The sequence below is a fragment of the Streptomyces luomodiensis genome (assembly GCF_031679605.1).
GTDB lineage: Bacteria > Actinomycetota > Actinomycetes > Streptomycetales > Streptomycetaceae > Streptomyces > Streptomyces luomodiensis.
The window spans coordinates 3,798,892-3,815,656 of sequence record NZ_CP117522.1 but is presented as its reverse complement, the minus strand read 5'-3'; the positions used below and the strand labels follow the sequence as shown (position 1 = coordinate 3,815,656).

General features: G+C 70.5%; 19 protein-coding genes. 13 read left to right on the top strand and 6 right to left on the bottom strand.

Going from position 1 to position 16,765, the window contains the following annotated elements; translation table 11 throughout:
- The gene (locus PS467_RS15890) at positions 1-1,653 is read right to left on the bottom strand and encodes a carboxyl transferase domain-containing protein (RefSeq protein ID WP_311035841.1); all 1,653 of its coding nucleotides are present in this window, start codon (positions 1,651-1,653) and stop codon (positions 1-3) included.
- Positions 1,654-1,797: 144 nt separating this feature from the next.
- Between PS467_RS15890 and PS467_RS15885 the strand changes: the two genes are divergently transcribed.
- Genes PS467_RS15885 through PS467_RS15875 form a run of 3 tightly spaced genes read left to right on the top strand, consistent with a single transcriptional unit; the run spans position 1,798 to position 4,612 of the window.
- Positions 1,798-2,442 carry an SACE_7040 family transcriptional regulator gene (locus tag PS467_RS15885; protein ID WP_311035840.1) on the top strand — a complete coding sequence of 215 codons (645 nt, stop codon included), beginning with the start codon at positions 1,798-1,800 and terminating at the stop codon, positions 2,440-2,442.
- Between the two features lie 59 nt (positions 2,443-2,501).
- Positions 2,502-3,659 (top strand): acyl-CoA dehydrogenase family protein, encoded by a 1,158-nt coding sequence (locus PS467_RS15880; RefSeq protein ID WP_311035839.1) that lies wholly within the window; start codon positions 2,502-2,504, stop codon positions 3,657-3,659.
- Between the two features lie 59 nt (positions 3,660-3,718).
- Positions 3,719-4,612 carry an acyl-CoA thioesterase gene (locus PS467_RS15875; RefSeq protein ID WP_311035838.1) on the top strand — a complete coding sequence of 298 codons (894 nt, stop codon included), beginning with the start codon at positions 3,719-3,721 and terminating at the stop codon, positions 4,610-4,612.
- 505 nt (positions 4,613-5,117) lie between these two features.
- On the opposite strand, the gene PS467_RS15870 is transcribed toward PS467_RS15875, so the two are convergent.
- Complete coding sequence (locus PS467_RS15870; protein WP_268972165.1) at positions 5,118-5,918, bottom strand: phosphatase; 801 nt, start codon at positions 5,916-5,918, stop codon at positions 5,118-5,120.
- Positions 5,919-5,978: 60 nt separating this feature from the next.
- Here PS467_RS15870 and PS467_RS15865 point away from each other — a divergent pair, with 60 nt between their 5' ends.
- From PS467_RS15865 to PS467_RS15835, 7 genes are all read left to right on the top strand, one after another.
- Positions 5,979-6,146 carry a hypothetical protein gene (locus PS467_RS15865; protein ID WP_311035837.1) on the top strand — a complete coding sequence of 56 codons (168 nt, stop codon included), beginning with the start codon at positions 5,979-5,981 and terminating at the stop codon, positions 6,144-6,146.
- Positions 6,147-6,210: 64 nt separating this feature from the next.
- Entirely contained in the window at positions 6,211-6,528 is a 318-nt protein-coding gene (locus PS467_RS15860; RefSeq protein ID WP_311035836.1) for a hypothetical protein, read from the top strand.
- A gap of 116 nt (positions 6,529-6,644) precedes the next feature.
- Positions 6,645-8,909, top strand: coding sequence for an MMPL family transporter (locus tag PS467_RS15855; protein WP_311035835.1), 2,265 nt, complete (start codon positions 6,645-6,647; stop codon positions 8,907-8,909).
- A 5-nt stretch (positions 8,910-8,914) separates the two neighbouring features.
- Positions 8,915-10,150: a sensor histidine kinase gene (locus PS467_RS15850; protein ID WP_432280589.1), complete on the top strand. Its 1,236-nt coding sequence runs from the start codon at positions 8,915-8,917 to the stop codon at positions 10,148-10,150.
- The gene (locus PS467_RS15845; protein WP_311035834.1) at positions 10,147-10,821 is read left to right on the top strand and encodes a response regulator; all 675 of its coding nucleotides are present in this window, start codon (positions 10,147-10,149) and stop codon (positions 10,819-10,821) included. The genes PS467_RS15850 and PS467_RS15845 overlap by 4 nt, the downstream gene beginning before the upstream one ends.
- A gap of 83 nt (positions 10,822-10,904) precedes the next feature.
- The gene (locus PS467_RS15840; protein ID WP_311035833.1) at positions 10,905-11,282 is read left to right on the top strand and encodes an ArsR/SmtB family transcription factor; all 378 of its coding nucleotides are present in this window, start codon (positions 10,905-10,907) and stop codon (positions 11,280-11,282) included.
- Positions 11,283-11,285: 3 nt separating this feature from the next.
- Positions 11,286-11,918, top strand: a complete 633-nt coding sequence (locus PS467_RS15835) for an SRPBCC family protein (protein ID WP_311035832.1) — start codon at positions 11,286-11,288, stop codon at positions 11,916-11,918.
- Here the strand turns inward: PS467_RS15835 and PS467_RS15830 are convergent.
- Positions 11,915-12,697: an N-acetyltransferase gene (locus tag PS467_RS15830; protein ID WP_311035831.1), complete on the bottom strand. Its 783-nt coding sequence runs from the start codon at positions 12,695-12,697 to the stop codon at positions 11,915-11,917. The two genes, PS467_RS15835 and PS467_RS15830, sit on opposite strands and share 4 nt — an antisense overlap.
- Positions 12,698-12,776: 79 nt before the next feature.
- Positions 12,777-13,223: an ATP-binding protein gene (locus tag PS467_RS15825; protein ID WP_311035830.1), complete on the bottom strand. Its 447-nt coding sequence runs from the start codon at positions 13,221-13,223 to the stop codon at positions 12,777-12,779.
- Positions 13,224-13,366: 143 nt separating this feature from the next.
- On the opposite strand from PS467_RS15825, the gene PS467_RS15820 reads away from it, so the two are divergent.
- The 3 genes from PS467_RS15820 to PS467_RS15810 are packed head-to-tail and all read left to right on the top strand — an operon-like array spanning position 13,367 to position 14,654.
- Positions 13,367-14,221, top strand: a complete 855-nt coding sequence (locus tag PS467_RS15820) for a helix-turn-helix domain-containing protein (protein ID WP_311035829.1) — start codon at positions 13,367-13,369, stop codon at positions 14,219-14,221.
- A gap of 11 nt (positions 14,222-14,232) precedes the next feature.
- Positions 14,233-14,448, top strand: a complete 216-nt coding sequence (locus PS467_RS15815; protein WP_311035828.1) for a DUF397 domain-containing protein — start codon at positions 14,233-14,235, stop codon at positions 14,446-14,448.
- Positions 14,449-14,450: 2 nt separating this feature from the next.
- The gene (locus PS467_RS15810) at positions 14,451-14,654 is read left to right on the top strand and encodes a DUF397 domain-containing protein (protein WP_311035827.1); all 204 of its coding nucleotides are present in this window, start codon (positions 14,451-14,453) and stop codon (positions 14,652-14,654) included.
- Between the two features lie 11 nt (positions 14,655-14,665).
- Here the strand turns inward: PS467_RS15810 and tgmC are convergent, their stop codons facing one another.
- Positions 14,666-15,799: an ATP-grasp peptide maturase system methyltransferase gene (gene tgmC, locus PS467_RS15805; RefSeq protein ID WP_311035826.1), complete on the bottom strand. Its 1,134-nt coding sequence runs from the start codon at positions 15,797-15,799 to the stop codon at positions 14,666-14,668.
- Positions 15,789-16,742, bottom strand: coding sequence for an ATP-grasp ribosomal peptide maturase (tgmB, locus tag PS467_RS15800; RefSeq protein ID WP_311035825.1), 954 nt, complete (start codon positions 16,740-16,742; stop codon positions 15,789-15,791). Before tgmB ends, tgmC begins: the two co-directional genes overlap by 11 nt.
- Positions 16,743-16,765: the final 23 nt, after the last annotated feature.

The following is a 16,765-nucleotide window of genomic DNA, read 5'->3' as shown; positions in this document are numbered from 1 at the left end:
TCACATCCGGAAGACGCCGTAGCCGGGCGCCACGGTCTCGGTGGCCGCACGGCCGGGCAGCGGGGCGTTGGCGCAGGCGGTCAGGGCGAGCCCGAGGACCGTGCGGGTCTCCAGGGGGTCGATCACGCCGTCGTCCCACAGCCGGGCCGTGGCGTAGTAGGCGTTTCCCTGCGCCTCGTACTGCTCGCGGACCGGGGCCCGGAACGCCTCCTCTTCCTCGGCGCTCCAGTCCTCGCCGCGCGCCTCCATCTGGTCGCGCTTGACGGTGGCGAGCACGGAGGCGGCCTGCTCACCGCCCATCACGGAGATCTTCGCGTTGGGCCACATCCACAGGAAGCGCGGCGAATAGGCGCGGCCGCACATCGAGTAATTGCCCGCGCCGTAGGAACCGCCGATCACGACCGTCAGCTTGGGGACGCGGGTGCAGGCGACGGCGGTCACCATCTTGGCGCCGTGCTTGGCGATCCCGCCCGCCTCATAGCTGCGGCCCACCATGAAGCCCGAGATGTTCTGGAGGAAGACCAGCGGGATGCCGCGCTGGTCGCACAGCTCGATGAAATGGGCGCCCTTCTGGGCCGATTCGGAGAACAGGATGCCGTTGTTGGCGACGATGCCCACCGGGTGGCCCATGATCCGCGCGAAGCCCGTGACCAGGGTGGTGCCGAACTCGGCCTTGAACTCGGCGAACCGCGAGCCGTCCACCAGCCGCGCGATGACCTCTCGCACGTCGTAGGGCGTGCGGGAATCGACCGGAACCGCCCCGTAGAGCCCCGCCGGGTCCACGGCGGGCTCCTCGGAGGGCTCCAGCGGCCACGGCGGCGACCCCTGCCGCAGCGGGGACGGCGGCAGGGTGGCGACGATGGAGCGGACGATCCGCAGCGCGTGGGCGTCGTCCTCCGCCAGGTGGTCGGTGACGCCCGAGACCCGGGAGTGGACCTCGCCGCCGCCCAGCTCCTCGGCCGAGACGACCTCTCCGGTGGCCGCCTTCACCAGCGGCGGCCCGCCCAGGAAGATCGTGCCCTGCCCGCGCACGATCACGGCCTCGTCGCTCATCGCCGGGACATACGCCCCGCCCGCCGTGCAGGACCCCATCACCGCCGCGACCTGCGGAATCCCGGCGCCGGACAGCCGCGCCTGGTTGTAGAAGATCCGCCCGAAGTGGTCGCGGTCCGGGAAGACCTCGTCCTGCATGGGGAGGAAGGCGCCGCCGGAGTCGACCAGATAGACGCACGGCAAGTGGTTGTCGAGCGCGACCTCCTGGGCGCGCAGATGCTTCTTCACCGTCATCGGGTAGTACGTGCCGCCCTTGACCGTGGCGTCATTGGCGACCACGACCACCTCGCGGCCCGCCACCCGCCCGATTCCGGCGATCACCCCCGCCGCCGGGGCCTGGCCCTCGTACATCCCCTCGGCCGCGAGGGGCGCCAGCTCCAGGAACGGGGAGCCCGGGTCCAGCAGCGTGTCCACCCGGTCGCGCGGCAGCAGCTTGCCGCGCGCGGTGTGCCGCGCCCGCGCCTTCTCCCCGCCGCCCAGCCGCGCGACGGCCAGCTTCTCGCGCAGCCGCGCGGCCAGCTCGCGGTGGGCGGCCTCATTGACCCGCCAGGTGTCGGACGCCGGGTCGGCGCCGCTGCGCAGCGCCGGTGCCTGCTCCATGGCTACGAGCCCCCTCGCTCGGTATCGCTCGATCCGGGTCGACCCAGCTCGCTCCAGCTCGAATCCAGCTCGATCCGGTTAGTCATCGTTAACTCTTCACCACCAGGTTAACGACCACTAACCGCGCTGTCTAGAATTGATTTCATGAGCACGCAAGCACCCGCACCGACCCGCCGCGAGCAGATCCTCAAGGAGGCCGCGCGCCTCTTCGCCGAGCGCGGCTTCCACGGCGTCGGCGTCGATGAGATAGGCGCGGCGGTCGGCATCAGCGGCCCCGGTCTCTACCGCCACTTCCCCGGCAAGGAGGCCATGCTCGCCGAGCTGCTCGTGGGCATCAGCGGCCGGCTGCTGACGGGCGGCAAGCGGCGCGTCGCCGAGGGGGAGGGGGCCGGGCAGACCCCGGCCGAGGTGCTGGACTCGCTGATCGAGGGCCATATCGACTTCGCCCTCGACGACCGCCCGCTGATCGTCCTCCATGACCGCGAGCTCGACCGGCTCCGGGACACCGACCGCAAGCTGGTGCGCTCACTCCAGCGGCAGTACGTGGAACTGTGGGTCGAAGTGGTGCGCAAGGTCTATCCCGGGCTCGCCGAGGCCGAGGCCCGCGCGTGTGTCCACGCCGTCTTCGGGCTGCTCAACTCCACCCCCCACCTCGGCCGCCCCGGCTCCCTCCCCGGACGTGCGGCCACCGCCGCGCTGCTGCGCCGTCTCGCGCTCGGCGCCTTCGGCGGTGCCCATGGCGCCTTCGGTGGCGCCCGCGGTGCGGACGGCTCTGGACAGGCCCGATGACTCGCGGGTAGCTTTCGCTGAGCAAGCGCTTAGCCAAGACTCGGGGAGGTCGCGCCAATATGCGCCGCACGGTGTTCAACGAGGACCACGAGGCGTTCCGGGAGACCATCCGCGACTTCATCGCGGCCGAGGTCGTGCCGTACTACGAGGAGTGGCGGGAGGCGGGCCAGGCCCCGCGCGAGTTCTACAAGAAGCTCGGCGAGCTCGGCGTCTTCGGCATCGAGGTGCCCGAGGAGTACGGCGGGGCGGGCGAGACCAGCTTCAAGTTCAATGCGGTGATCACCGAGGAGACCGCGCGCGCCGGGGTCAGCTTCGGCGGCAGCAGTGTCCACACCGCGCTGTGCCTGCCCTACCTCCTCAAGTACGCCAACGAGGAGCAGAAGCGGCGCTGGCTGCCCCCCTTCGTCACCGGCGAGATGATGACCGCCATCGCCATGACCGAGCCCGGCACCGGCTCCGACCTGGCGGGCATGAAGACCACCGCCAAGCTCTCCGAGGACGGCACCCACTACGTCCTCAACGGCGCCAAGACCTTCATCACCGGCGGTGTCCTCGCCGACCGGGTGCTGGTCTGCGCCCGCACCGCCCCGCCCACCCCCGAGGACCGCCGCAGCGGCATATCCATCCTCGTCGTGGACACCAAGAGCGAGGGCTACGCGGTCGGCCGCAAGCTGGAGAAGCTGGGCCTGAAGACCTCCGACACCGCCGAGCTCTCCTTCACCGACGTCAAGGTGCCGGTGGAGGACCTGCTGGGTGAGGAGGGCAAGGCGTTCGGCTACCTCGCCCACAATCTGCCGCAGGAGCGCCTGGGCATCGCCATCGGGGCGTACGCACAGGCCGCGGCCGCCGTCCGGTTCGCCACCGAGTACGTGCGGGACCGCACCGTCTTCGGCAAGACGGTGGCGTCGTTCCAGAACACCAAGTTCGTGCTCGCCGACTGCAAGTCCGAGGTGGACGCGATGGAGGCGGTCGTGGACCGGGCCCTGGACGCGCATGACGCCGGAGAGCTGACCGCCGCCGACGCCGCCTCCGCCAAGCTCTTCACCTCCGAGCGCGCCGCCGTCGTCATCGACAAGTGCCTCCAGCTCCACGGCGGCTACGGCTACATGATGGAGTACCCCATCGCGCGGCTGTACGCGGACACCCGCGTCAACCGGATCTACGGCGGCACCAGCGAGGTCATGCGCTCCATCGTCGCCAAGTCCTTGGGCCTGTGACGACCGTCATGACCAGCGGCAACAGGACCGCAATACGGGTCTGCAAGACTGCTTGAATCATGAATGACGCACTTCAGGGACTCCTCGATCTGCTCGACCTCGAGCAGATCGAGGAGGACATCTTCCGCGGCACCAGCGACGCCGCACCCCTCGTACCGCGGGTCTTCGGCGGTCAGGTCGCCGCCCAGGCCCTGGTCGCCGCGGGCCGTACCGTCCCCGAGGACCGCTCGGCACATTCGCTGCACGCGTACTTCCTGCGGCCCGGCGATCCCGGGGCGCCCATCGTCTACACCGTCGACCGGATCCGGGACGGCCGCTCCTTCACCACCCGCCGGGTGGTCGCCGTCCAGCACGGGCAGCCCATCTTCCACCTCTCGGCCTCCTTCCAGCTCTACGAGGACGGCCTCGAGCACCAGGAGCGGATGCCGGACGTACCGGACCCGCTCTCCCTGCCGACCGCCGCGGAGCTGCTGCCCCGGTACGAGCACCTCTTCGCCGGCCCCGGCGTGACCGAGCGGATGCTCCAGGCGCGGGCCGCGGTCGATCTGCGGTACGTGGACGAGCCGCCCTTCGGCAGCGTTGGACGGCCGCGTGAGCCCAAGTCGCAGGTTTGGTTCCGGACCAACGGCAAACTGGACGGCGTCGCCGACCACCCCTTGCTCCACGTCTGCCTGGCGACCTATGTCTCCGACATGACGCTGCTGGACTCCGTGCTGCTCGCCCATGGGCGCGGCGGCTGGGCGGTCGGCGACATCGTCGGGGCCAGCCTGGACCACGCCATGTGGTTCCACCGGCCGTTCCGGGTGGACGACTGGCTGCTGTACGACCAGGAGAGCCCCTCCGCGTCCGGCGGGCGCGGTCTCGCGAAGGGCCGCATCTTCACCGCCGACGGGCGGCTGGCCGTCTCCGTGATCCAGGAAGGGGTCATGCGGGTACCGCGCGAGAAGAAGTGAGCGTGGTGGGGATGGCGGGGCGCGCGGGGCGGCCCGGGTAGGCCCGGGTGCGGGTGCGCTGGGCGCGGGCGTGTCGTCCGTACGCCGGGCGGCCTGCGTGCCGTCTGTGGTCCCGGCCACGGCGGGCCGTGCGTGCGTCGGGCACCGGCGGGCCGTTTGCGGTCCCGGCCGCGTCAGGCCGTGCGTGCGCTGGAGGCCGCCGGGTCGTGCGTGCGCCGGACACTGGGGGCCGTCTGTGGTCCCGGCCGCGACGGGCCGTGCGTGCGTCGGGCGCCTGCGTGCCGTCTGTGGTCCCGGCCACGGCGTGTCGTGCGTGCGCCGTGCGCCCTGCGGGCCCGGCCGCGTCGTGTTGTCCATGGGCTGTGCGCCCTGTGGGCCGTGCGTGTGCCGGGCGCAGACAGGCCGTGCGTGGGCCGGACGTCGGCGTGCCAGTCTGCGGGCCCGGTACCGACACGCCGTACGGGACCTCCGTGGGCCCGGCGCCGAACGGGCCGTCCCGCTCGGGTCAGAACTGGGCCGTCAGTCCCGCCGCGTCCAGCAGGTACGCCGTCATCGGGTCGTAGAACCTCGGGCTGGTGACGTGGTCGTCCAGCGGGACCACCACCGACAGCGTGCCCTCGGACTCGCCCAGGAAGAGTGCCGGGTCATTGCAGTCCGCGTAGCCGACCGCGTCGATGCCCCGCTGTCCCGCGCACCCCGCCCAGCCGTGGTCGGCGACCACCAGATCGGGCAGCGGACGCCCCTCGTGGGCCAGTCCGTCGAGGATCGCCGCCATGGGCGCGGGGGAGTGGGTGTGCCACAGCGTGGCACCCCGCTCCAGCATCGCCACGTCGCAGAACTGGAAGACGTACCCCTCGTCCGCCTGGAGCCCGCCCGGGATCTCCACGATCTCGCACCCCGCCGCCCGCAGCGCCGCCGCCGTGGCCCGGTGGACCTCCAGCAGCCCGCCCGGATGCCCGGTGGCGAACAGCACCCGCTCCTTCGCCTCCGCCGCCTTCCGCAGCACCGACGCCATCCGGTCCAGCGCGCCGACCGTCAGCTCCGGGTCGATCGTGTCCTGCCCCGAGCGGTGCTCCGGGTCGTCGACCACCCCGCACCGCTCCGCCATGACCGCCAGCACGTCCTGCTCATCGGTCCAGCGGTCGCCCAGCTCCAGTCCCAGCCAGTAGTGGCGGTCGCCGTTCGCGAGCTTGCGGTAGTGGGAGAGGTTGTTCTCGCGGGGGGTGGCGACATCGCCCGCGATGCGCGTACGGATGAGGTGGTCGATCAGTTCGGCACGGCTGGGCACGGCGCTGGGTATCGGCATGTGACCTATTGTCGCCCCTGCGGCGAGAAAATGGACATGGTGTCCCAATAACCGGTCCCGATGGACATCGTGCCGGGGCCACGATGTCGGTGGCACGGGTCCCGCGCGTTCGCCGCGCCGGCCGCATCGCCTTCGCCGCGGTTCGCGGCCGCCGTCCAGGTTCTCGACGAGCTCGTGGTGTCCGAGGACGTCCGCTACCTGGAAAGCCTGCCGTTCTCGCCGGTGTGACCCTGACGGTGCCCGCGTCGGTGGACACGCACCGCATCGACCGGCCTGGATAGGGTCGGTCGGCATGGCGATGGAGAACATGCAGGGTGGCCGGTGCTCGGCCTGCAGGGGCGACGAGGTCTACGAGATCGAGTTGGCCGGGCAGTTCGGAATGCGCAAACCGGGTGGGCTCGTCAGCAAGCACACCGTCTTCAACGCCTTCGTCTGTGCGGGCTGCGGCCATATGCAATGGCACGCGGCCATGGACGAGGTGAAGCGCGACTGGCTGCGGAGGAGGGGGCGCCGAATCCGGCCCCAGCCCCCGAACCCGCCGGGCCCGCCCCAGCCCCCGAACCCGCCGCGCCCGCAGCGGCCGCCGGGTCCGCCCCCGCCGCCTCGGTGACGCGCGGCGAACCGCAGGGGGGATAACCCCACCCGGGGAGTACACCGACCGGTGGATCGAAAGTACAACCGGGTGATGCTGTTGGGCGAAGGGCCTGGTCAACAAGGCTTGGCCGTATGAAACAGCTACCTGTGCGCGCCGCTCGCTGGAGCGCTCTGCACCCCTGGCGTGCCATCGTCGGATGGCTGGTGTTCGTGGTGCTGTGCCTGGGCATCGGCAGCGCGGTCGGCACCCATGGCGCGACCACCGAGGACTACCGGGTCGGCGAGGCCGGCCGGGCCGAGGCCATGGCGGCCGACGGACATCTTCAGCGCCGCCCCACCGAGCAGGTGCTGATCTCGGCGAGGCCGGGCGCGGGCGCCCTGGACAAGGCGGCGGCCGACGCCGCCGCGCGGGACGTCGTCGCCCGGATGGAGCGGCTGCCCGAGGTCGAGACCGTCGCCCCGCCCCGTATGTCGAAGGACGGCGAGACCCTGCTGGTCGAAGTGACCATGAAGGGTTCGGAGCTGGACGCCAAGAAGCATGTCGACCCGCTGCGCGCCCAGTCGGCGGCGGTCCAGAAGGACAACCCGAGGCTGCTGGTGGAGGAGACCGGCAGCCCCTCCATCGGCAAGGGCGTGGACGCGCAGCGCGGCAGCGATCTGGCCCTCTCCGAAGCGATCACCCTGCCGGTCACCCTGATCACCCTGCTGGTCGTGTTCGGCTCGGTGGTCATGGCCCTGGTGCCGCTGCTGCTGGCGCTCTCGTCGATCGCCGCGGCCATGGGGCTTTCGATGATCGCCTCGCACCTTTCCCCCGATGCCGGAGTGGGCAACAACGTCATCCTGCTCATCGGCCTCGCGGTCGGCGTCGACTACACCCTCTTCTACCTCAAGCGGGAGCGTGAGGAACGGGCGCGCACGGGCGGGACGCTGAGGCCCGAGGCCCTGGTGGAGCTGGCCGCCGCGACCTCAGGCCGGGCCGTGGTGGTGTCCGGGCTCGCCGTCATCGCCTCCACGGCGACGCTGTACCTGGCGTCCGACGTCATCTTCTCCTCGCTGGCGACCGGCACCGTCGTGGTGGTGGCCGTGGCCGTGGTCAGTTCGCTGACCGTGCTGCCCGCGCTGCTGGTGAAGATCGGTCAGCGGGCCGAGCGCCGGGCGGCCAACAAGACACCGTGGCGGGAGCGGCGGGAGCGGCGGGCGCGGCGGGAGCCGCGGACCGGCTCCGGCCGGGTGTGGGCCGCGCTGATGCGGCCCGCGACCCACCACCCCGCCCGGACGCTGTGCGTCTCGGTGCTGGTCATGCTGGGCCTCGCCGCCCCGGTGGCGGGGCTGAACCTGACCGAGATGAGCCGGGACACCCACTCCCGCGCCATCCCCGCCATGCGTACGTACGACCGGCTGAACGAGGCGTTCCCGGAGCTGCGGGTCACCCATCAGGTGGTCGTGCGCGCGGCGGCGGACCGGGCCGGCGAGGTGACGGAGGCGCTGCGGGAACTGGGCCGACGGGCCCAGGGCGACCCGCTGTTCACCGGTTCGCCCCGGCTGCGGACCTCGGCGGACCACACGGTCAGCGTGCTGGAGCTGTCCGTGCCGTATCTGGGCGACTCCACCGAGGCCCGGGACTCCCTCGGCCACCTCCGCGAGGACTACCTGCCCGCCACGGTCGGCGCGCTGCGGGGCGTGCAGTACGGGGTGACCGGGGACGTCGCCCGCTACGCCGACTATCCGGCGCACCAGAGCGACAAGCTCCCGCTGGTCATCGGAGCGCTGCTGCTGGTCACCTTCGCCATGACGGTGCTCGCGTTCCGCTCCGTGGTGCTCGGCCTCGTCGGCGTCGTCCTCAACCTGCTGTCCGCCGCGGCGGCGCTCGGACTGCTGGTGCTGGTGTTCCAGGGCGAGTGGGCGGAGGGACTGCTCGGCTTCCACTCCACCGGGTCGATCGGCTCCCGGGTGCCGCTGTTCCTGTTCGTCATCCTCTTCGGGCTCTCGATGGACTACCAGGTGTTCGTGGTGAGCCGGATCAGGGAGGCCGCGCTGCGCGGGGTGCCCACCCGCACGGCGGTGCTGGAGGGGATCGGCAGCTCGGCGCGCGTGGTGACCAGCGCGGCGGTGGTGATGGTGACGGTCTTCGCCAGCTTCGTCTTCCTGCATCTGATCGAGATGAAGCAGATCGGCTTCGTACTGGCGGCGGCCGTGCTGCTGGACGCCTTCATCATCCGCATCATGATCCTGCCGTCGGTGATGCTGCTGCTCGGCAAGGCGAGCTGGTGGCCCTCGCGCGGAATGCGGCGCGCCCAGTCGACCGCCGTGCGCCCGGGGCCGGTTGGGGATGCCCCGGGGCCGGTTGGGGAAGCCCGGGGGCCGGTTGGGGAGACCGTACCGGCCGACGTACGTTGATCCCCGTGAACGTGTGGTGGAGGGCCGGCGGCCGTGCGAACTCCGACAGGGAAGCGGCCGTCGGCCACCCCGCCGACCCGTTCTGGGTCGCCTCGCTCCGGCAGTGGAACGCGGTCTGCTGGGTGCTGTTCGCGGCCATGTCCGTGGGGCTGGCCGCGCTGGACCGGCCCGGCGGCAGCAAGTACGCGGCCCTGGCGCTGCTGGGCTGTGTGGCGCTCGCCTATCTGATCCTCGACCGCTTCCCCGACAACCCCGTCCTGCGGCCGCACACCTATCTGTGGGTGCTCGTCCTCGGGCTCGGCGGCCTGTCGTATCTGCGCGGCGGCTATGCGGCGCTGTTCATCGTGACGCTGCCGCACTACTGGCTGTTCGGCAGGACGCCGCGGACGTCCATCGTGTTCACCGGGCTCGCCACCGTCTCGTCGCTGACCGGGAGCTGGCTGCGGCAGGGCTGGAGCGCGGACTTCCTGAGCTCCACGCTCGTGTCCACCCTCATCGTGGCCGCGGCCAGCGTGCTGCTCGGGCTGTGGGTGCACGCGGTCGTCGCCCAGAGCAAGGAACGGGCCGGGCTGATCGCCGCGTTGGAACGCACCCAGCTGGAGCTGTCCGAGGCGCACCAGCGCCAGGGCGCCGCGGACGAGCGCGAGCGCATCGCGCGGGACATCCACGACACGCTCGCGCAGGGATTCGCATCGATCATCGTGCTGGCCGAAGCCGCACGGGCCGGGCTCGACACGGACACGGAAAGGAGCGCCCAGCAGTTGCGCTCGATCGAGAACACCGCGCGCGAGAACCTGGCCGAGGCCCGTGCCCTGGTCGGCTCCGCGCAGGTCGGCCAGGTGGCCGTGGGATCGGTGGCCCAGACGCTGCGCCGCACCCTGGACCGGTTCACCGAGGACTCCGGACTCACCGTCACCGCCGACCTGGCGGACATCGCGTGCGACCAGCCCACCAGGATCGCCCTGCTGCGGTGCACGCAGGAGTCCCTGGCCAATGTGCGCAAGCACGCGGCCGCGTCCACGGTGGGCGTCGTCCTCTCCAAGCAGCCGTTCGGCGTGGAACTGGAGATCACCGATGACGGACGCGGTTTCGTGGTCGGGCGAGCGCGGGGGTTCGGGCTGGACGGGATGCGCAAGCGCCTGGCCGAACTCGGTGGCCGGCTCACGGTCACCAGCTCGGTCGGCGACGGCACCCGCGTACTGGCCGTGATCCCCACGACCGAGGACGAGGTAGTGGCATGACCAGTGGCATGACCGGCCGGACGGGCGGACCGTCGGGCCCCCTGCGGGTCCTGGTGGTGGACGACCACACCGTGATGCGCGCCGGAGTGATCGCCCTCCTCGCCTCCGAACCCACCATCGAGATCATCGGCGAGGCGGCCGACGGCCGCCAGGCCCTGGAACTGGTCGCCCGCCACACCCCCGACGTCGCCCTGATCGATCTGCGGATGCCGGTCCTCGACGGGGTCGCGACCACGGCCGAGATCGTCGCCCACCATCCGCGGACCCGGGTGCTGATCCTCACCACGTACGACACGGACGCCGAGATCGAACGCGGCGTCGAGGCCGGCGCGATCGGCTATCTGCTCAAGGACACCACCCGCGAGCAACTGGTCGACGCCATCCACGCGGCCGCGCGCGGCGAGACCGTCCTGGCCCCGCGCGTGGCCGAGAAACTGGTGGCCCGGATGCGCCAGCCGGTGCAGGTGCCGCTGACCGCGCGGGAGACCGATGTGCTGAACGCGGTCGCCGACGGGCTCACCAACGCCGAGATCGGTCAGCGGCTGGTCATCGCGGAGGCCACGGTCAAGACCCATCTGCTGCGGCTCTTCGCCAAGCTCGATGTGAACGACCGGACCCGCGCCGTGGTCGTGGCCATGGAACGGGGGCTGCTGCGGCGGTCTTCGGGGTAGTGGGGGGGCGGGGCATCCGGCGGAGCGTCGCCTCCTCTTGTTAAGCCTTGACTTATATAAGCGGCAGCTGGCAGAGTCCGGATGTGCACGCACTCGATGTCCTGGGAGACCCCGTCCGGCGCCGGATACTGGAGCTGCTCGCCGAGGGAGAGCGGCCGTCCGGCCAGGTCAGCTCCGTCATCCAGCAGGAGTTCGGCATCTCGCAGCCCGCCGTGTCGCAGCATCTGCGGGTGTTGCGGGAAGCCGGATTCGCCTCCGTACGGGCCGAGGGCACCCGGCGGCTGTATGCCGTCGAGGCCGCCCCCCTGCGGGAAGTCGACCGGTGGCTCGAGCGGTTCCGGGGCTTCTGGGAGCAGCGGCTGGACGCGCTGGGGACGGAACTGGCGCGGGGCAACCGCCGACGACGGCTCGACCAGGGGCGCGGCGGCGGCCGTGCGACCGATACCGATGGGGAAACGTAGGCCATGAGCGAGATCGTCGACCAGATCAACCACATCCACCGCGAGGTCGGCACCCGCGAGGTGCCCGAGGGTGAGGCGCGCACCATCCTGGTGCGGCGCACCTACGACGCCGCGATCAAGGACGTATGGGACGCGTGCACCGACCCGGAGCGGATCGGCCGCTGGTTCCTGCCGGTGAGCGGTGACCTGAAGCTCGGTGGCCACTATCAGCTGGAGGGCAACGCGGGCGGCGAGATCCTGCGCTGTGAGCCGCCACGACTGCTCGCGGTGAGCTGGCTGTTCGGCGAGAACCCCGGATTCAGCGAGGTCGAGGTCCGGCTGACGGCCGAGGGCGAGGAGCGGACCGTGTTCGAGCTGGAGCATGTCGCGGTCGTACCGCCCGGGATGTGGGACCAGTTCGGCCCCGGTGCGGTGGGCGTCGGCTGGGACGGCGGACTGCTCGGCCTCGGGCTGTATCTGTCGGGTGGCGAGCTCCCCGCCGGCCCGGAGGCGTGGCAGACCTCGGGCGAGGGGCGGGAGTTCATGACCCGCAGCAGCGAAGCCTGGGGCGTGGCGTACGCGGCCTCGGGCGCGTCGGCGGATGTGGCGGCGGCCGCGGTGCGGGCGACGACGGAGTTCTACGTGCCCGAGGGTTAGGGGTGGCTGCGTGCGCCGTGCCGGATCCACACGTTGGGTTCGACGTAGACCGCGCGGTCATGGGTGAGGTCGCACCGCACCGGGACCAGCGCACCGGGCACCTCGACGTCACCGTCGCGGTCGAAGGGCAGGTCGGTCCACTGCCGCCACTGAGCCAGGGATCCGCTGACCGTCATCGACGCGGGCGCGACCTTCTCGATGGTGCCGCCACTCTTGACGTGCACCCGTAGCCAGGGGTCGCTCGGCAGTCCGTCGTCGCGCAGCTGGAGGATGTAGTCGGCCATGGGGACGTGCGGTTGCCGGTGCTTGGCCGTCGGGCGGACCGGGGCCAGCAGCGACTCGTGGCCCTGCTCCCGGACCGCCTCCCGCATCGCCGCCAGCATGGGGTAGGACAGACCGCCGCCCAGGTACGCGTTGTCCACCGTGATCTCCAGCGCGCTGGCCGCCGTCGGCGGCTGCCCGCGGCGCCGATCGCGGAACGCCCACGCCAGTACGCGGCTCCAGCCCTGGTCGGGCATTTCCTCCCGCCCGTCGAGCTCGGCGTTGAACGGCACGCTGAGCCCCCGCGCCACCACCCGGTCGCCGTCGGTCGCTACCACGCAGTACTCGGGGAAGTCCGCCGGCACCTGGTTCAGCAGGGCGTTCCCGACCAGATCATGGGGGAGGAAGGCGGGCCAGTTCCCGTCGATGTCATAGACGCGGTCGATCAGCGCCGGGCGCTCGGAGAGCCGGGTGATGGTGATGCCGTCGATGTCTGCCACGGCGAGGGACGTTGCCATATGCGGTGCACATCAGCCATGGATTTTCTTCCGAGGTCCGGCGACCGGGCGTCATGCCGGACCCGATGTGTCCGATGGGTCAGGCGTTGGACGAACCGGACCGTGCTCGCGGCTGGTCGGCCAGCTCGAACCACACGCTCTTGCCACGCGGGTGCAGCCCGCCGTGCCAGACGGTGCCCCATGCGTCCGCGTACGCCTGGACCAGGAGTAAGCCGCGGCCGTGTTCGGCGTGTGGAGTGGGTCGCGTTGTCGTATTGGGCATCCCGGAGGGGTCCTCGTCCCGTACGGATACGTGGAGTTGGTCCGCGCGGACCGTGGCCTCCAGCATCAGGAGCGGGACCTTGGTGTGCAGATGCACGTTGGACACCAGCTCGGAGACGAGGAGGCGGGCGGTGTCGATGAGGGAGGGGTGTCCGGTGGCCGAGAGCAGCCCCGAGACCATCTCCCGTGCGACCTTGGCGGTTTCGGGGATGTTGGGGGCGCGCATCGTGTAGCGGCGGTCGGGTTCGTCGTGGAGTTCGTACATGGATGTCCTCCCTTGGGAGTGCACCTGGGTGGTTTGTGTAGCGGTACGATCACAGACGGTACGACCCACGGTTGCACCGGAACAACGTTTTCCGTGCTGTCTCACTCATGTGGGTGGCGAATCAAGGGAGGGCTGACGTAGTCATGCCGCCAAGGGACACCCCTACGGCCCGACAGGTGCGCCTCGGCACCGAGTTACGCAAGATGCGTGAACGCGCGGGCAGGACGGCTCGCGAGACCGCTGGCTTGCTGGGCGTTGACCAGGCCAGGGTGAGCAACATCGAAGCCGGGCGCATTGGCGTGAGCGGTGAGCGCATCCGCCGTCTCGCCACCTTCTACGCATGTGCGGACACCGCGTTGGTCGACGCCCTGTGCGCCATCGCCGAGGAACGGCGGGGGCAGTTCTGGTGGGACGAGTATCGAGGCATCCTTGTACCCGGGTTTCTGGATGTGGCCGAGATGGAGCACCACGCGGTGTACCTGCGCTCCATGCAGGCGATGGTCATCCCGGGGCTGTTGCAGACCGAGGACTACGCACGTGTCCTCTTCCAGGGCGGCGCTCCACCACTGCCTGCGGACGAGATCAACACGCGTGTTGAGCACAGGATGAAGAGGCAGGTGGTTCTGGAGCGGGAGGAGCCGGTCCGCCTGACGGCGACGATTCATGAGGCGGCGCTGCGCATGCGGTTCGGGGGCCGGAAGGTGGCCCGTAAGCAGCTTGAGCGTTTGATGGAGGTCTCCGGCAACCCATCGATCACCTTGAGGGTCGTCCCCTTCACCAACGAGCAATTCGTTGAGACCACTCATCCAATTTTGTACGCTGGCGCGGCGGTTCCCCAATTGGACACGGTTCAGGTGGACAGCGTGGTCGGAGGCCGCTTTCTGGACGCCGAGGCCGAGCTTCAGAGGTTTCGAGAGCTGCTTGACAAGGCTGAGGGCGCGGCGCTCGGCACGGAGGAATCGCGGCAGCTCATCCATCACATCGCGCGTGAACTGTGAGAGGTGTGGTCATGAGTACTCCGATTCAGTGGCGGAAGTCGAGCTTCTCGGGTGCCCAAGGGCCGGACTGCGTCGAAGTGGCGCGCGGGTCCGGCGGGGTCCTTCTGCGGGAGAGTGACGAGCCCCGAGCCGTTCTCTCCCTCGATCCGAGCCGCTTCGCGATGTTCCTCGCCGCCGCGAAGGCGGGGGAGTTCGACGCGTTCGCGGGCCGAATAGAGAGGGCGTAGCCGTGAGCACGTTGTTCAACCGGCGGAAGTCGTCATTTTCGGGCGCGCAAGATCCCGACTGCGTCGAATTCGCACGCGGCGCCAGCGCCGTCCTCCTCCGTGAGAGCGACGCCCCCTGCACCATCCTCACCAGCACCCCGCCCGCCTCGCCGCCTTCATCGTCGGCGTCAAGGCGGGCGGGCGGCCTCGACCACCTCATCCCCTGACCGCTCCGGAATCAGGTCGGGAGCCTCCAACTCGGACCGGCCGGGTCGCCGAGCCACACCCGCTGCGTCTCGTCGGTGACCGTCATTCCGAAGGCGGTCTGGTCCGGAGAGCCGGCGGTCTGCCACGTCGCGAGCGCGTCCTCAACCTGATCCCAGAGGCGGAGCGGGCCGTCCTGGTGAACCGACCAGCCGTCTCCTGCGGGCTCGGTCCACGCTTGGGAGCCGGTCGCCACGTCGACCAGGATCACCTCCTCGCCCGACATCACCAGCTCTGCCGAGGGAGCTGCAAGCTGGGCGACGAAGTGTGCTGTCCAGTCCTGCAAGAGGCCGGGGTTGACACGGGACCGCCTGGCTTCGCCAGGAAGCGGGTAGAACGTCGGGCGGGGCGGGCGTTCGTGGGGGCGGGCCAGCATGTAGGAGACACGGTCCCCGGAGAAGCGGCCCTCGGCAACGCCGTCGTCGCCCAGTGTGAGGCGGATCAGGCCGGACGCCACCATCCAGCCGCCGAGGGGTGCGGTGATGGTTCCGCCGTCGCGGAGCTGCCAGAGCCAGGAGCGGGGGATGTGCCGTACCGCGCAGGTGGCGACCACGGCGTCGTACTCGGCGCCATCCCGGTATCCGTGCAGGCCATCGCCGGTCACCAGGGTCGGGGCGTAACCGGCCGTGCGAAGGCTGGCGGCGGCGCTCTCCGCCAGACGACTGTCGTACTCGATGGAGGTGACGTTGGCGTCGCCCAGCCTGTGGCAGATGACCGCGGTCGAGTAACCGGTTCCGGTGCCGATTTCCAACACCTTGTCGCCGTCGTGGATGCCGGCCACTTCAAGCGTGCGGACGACGAGGGAGGGCAGCGTCGAGGAGGATGTCGGCCGGCCCGTCAGCGGACCGACCGCCTCGGTGGCGTCAACACCCTCCACCTGGGTCACCCACGTGGTGTCGGCGTAGGCCAATCGGTGCCACTCCTCCTCTCCGACCGTGGCGCGACGAACCGGTTCCCACAGCGACCCATTGGGGCGGAAGAGGCCCGCGCCGAGGAAGAGCTCCCGGGGTACGGACCCGACGGCGGCTCGCCAGGCGGGGTCCTTCAGCGAACCGCCGCCGATCTTCGCCGCGAGAGCGCGGCGCAGTGAGGCGGTATCAGCAGTCATGTAACTGTCCTCGGCACTGGAGTTGGTTTGCGAGGGCTTGGGCGATTCGTTCGGTGATGTGGGCCGGGAACCACGCCCACTGGCCGTTCGGGTTGCATTCGTACATCCACCAGCGGCCAGCGCGGTCGAGACCGAAGTCGAAGGCGCCAAAGCTCAGATGGAAGGCGTCCAGATAGGCGTGAACACCCTTGACCACCGCCGGCGGTGGCTCGACCAGGGTGTAGCGCAGTGCGTCGTAGTCGCGGCGCCAGTCAAGACCAGGTGACCCGTCGATGCGTACGGCGAAGACGTGCTCGCCCACCGCTGTGAGCCGTATGTCGGCCACCTTGTCCAGCCGTCGTTGGAAGAGGTGCATGGTCTGCGCCAGACCTGGGCCGATGCTCACCGGGTCCACCTCGTCGACCCACACCGTGAGAGCTTGGGCGTCCTCGCTGAGGTAGTCGCTGTTCCGTAGTGGTTTGTAGACCACCGGACCGTGGTCGATGGCGAACCGGGTCGCCTTACCAGGGTCGTTGGTGATTAAAGTCGGTAGCACGGGCAGTCCGCACCGCGCTGCCGTCGCGAGCTGGGCGGGTTTGTATTCGGCGTCGCGGTTGCGCCACGGGTGGTTCACGTAATGGGCGCCCGGAAGCGCGGCCAGAATGCCACCGAGCCCATATCTGGCCTGTTCGACGCACCACTGGGCGTCTTGCTCGGTCAAGTCCGCGGAACTGGTGTAGGGACTCGGGCGCCGCCAGTAGACCGACCGGACCCTCGCCAGGTCCAGGGCGCGGGTCTCCGTGATCACGTGGCCGCTGATTCCGGTCTGGCCGAGATACGCGTCCGTCGTCACGGATGTGGGGAAGTCGCCGAGGTCCAGTCGGACGGCGGGGACTTTCCGCTCGTTGAGCACCTGGATGACGAGGTCTGCGGTGACATCATCCAACGCGGTCACCACGAGCACCGCCGAGTCCTTCCCGGCTCGGC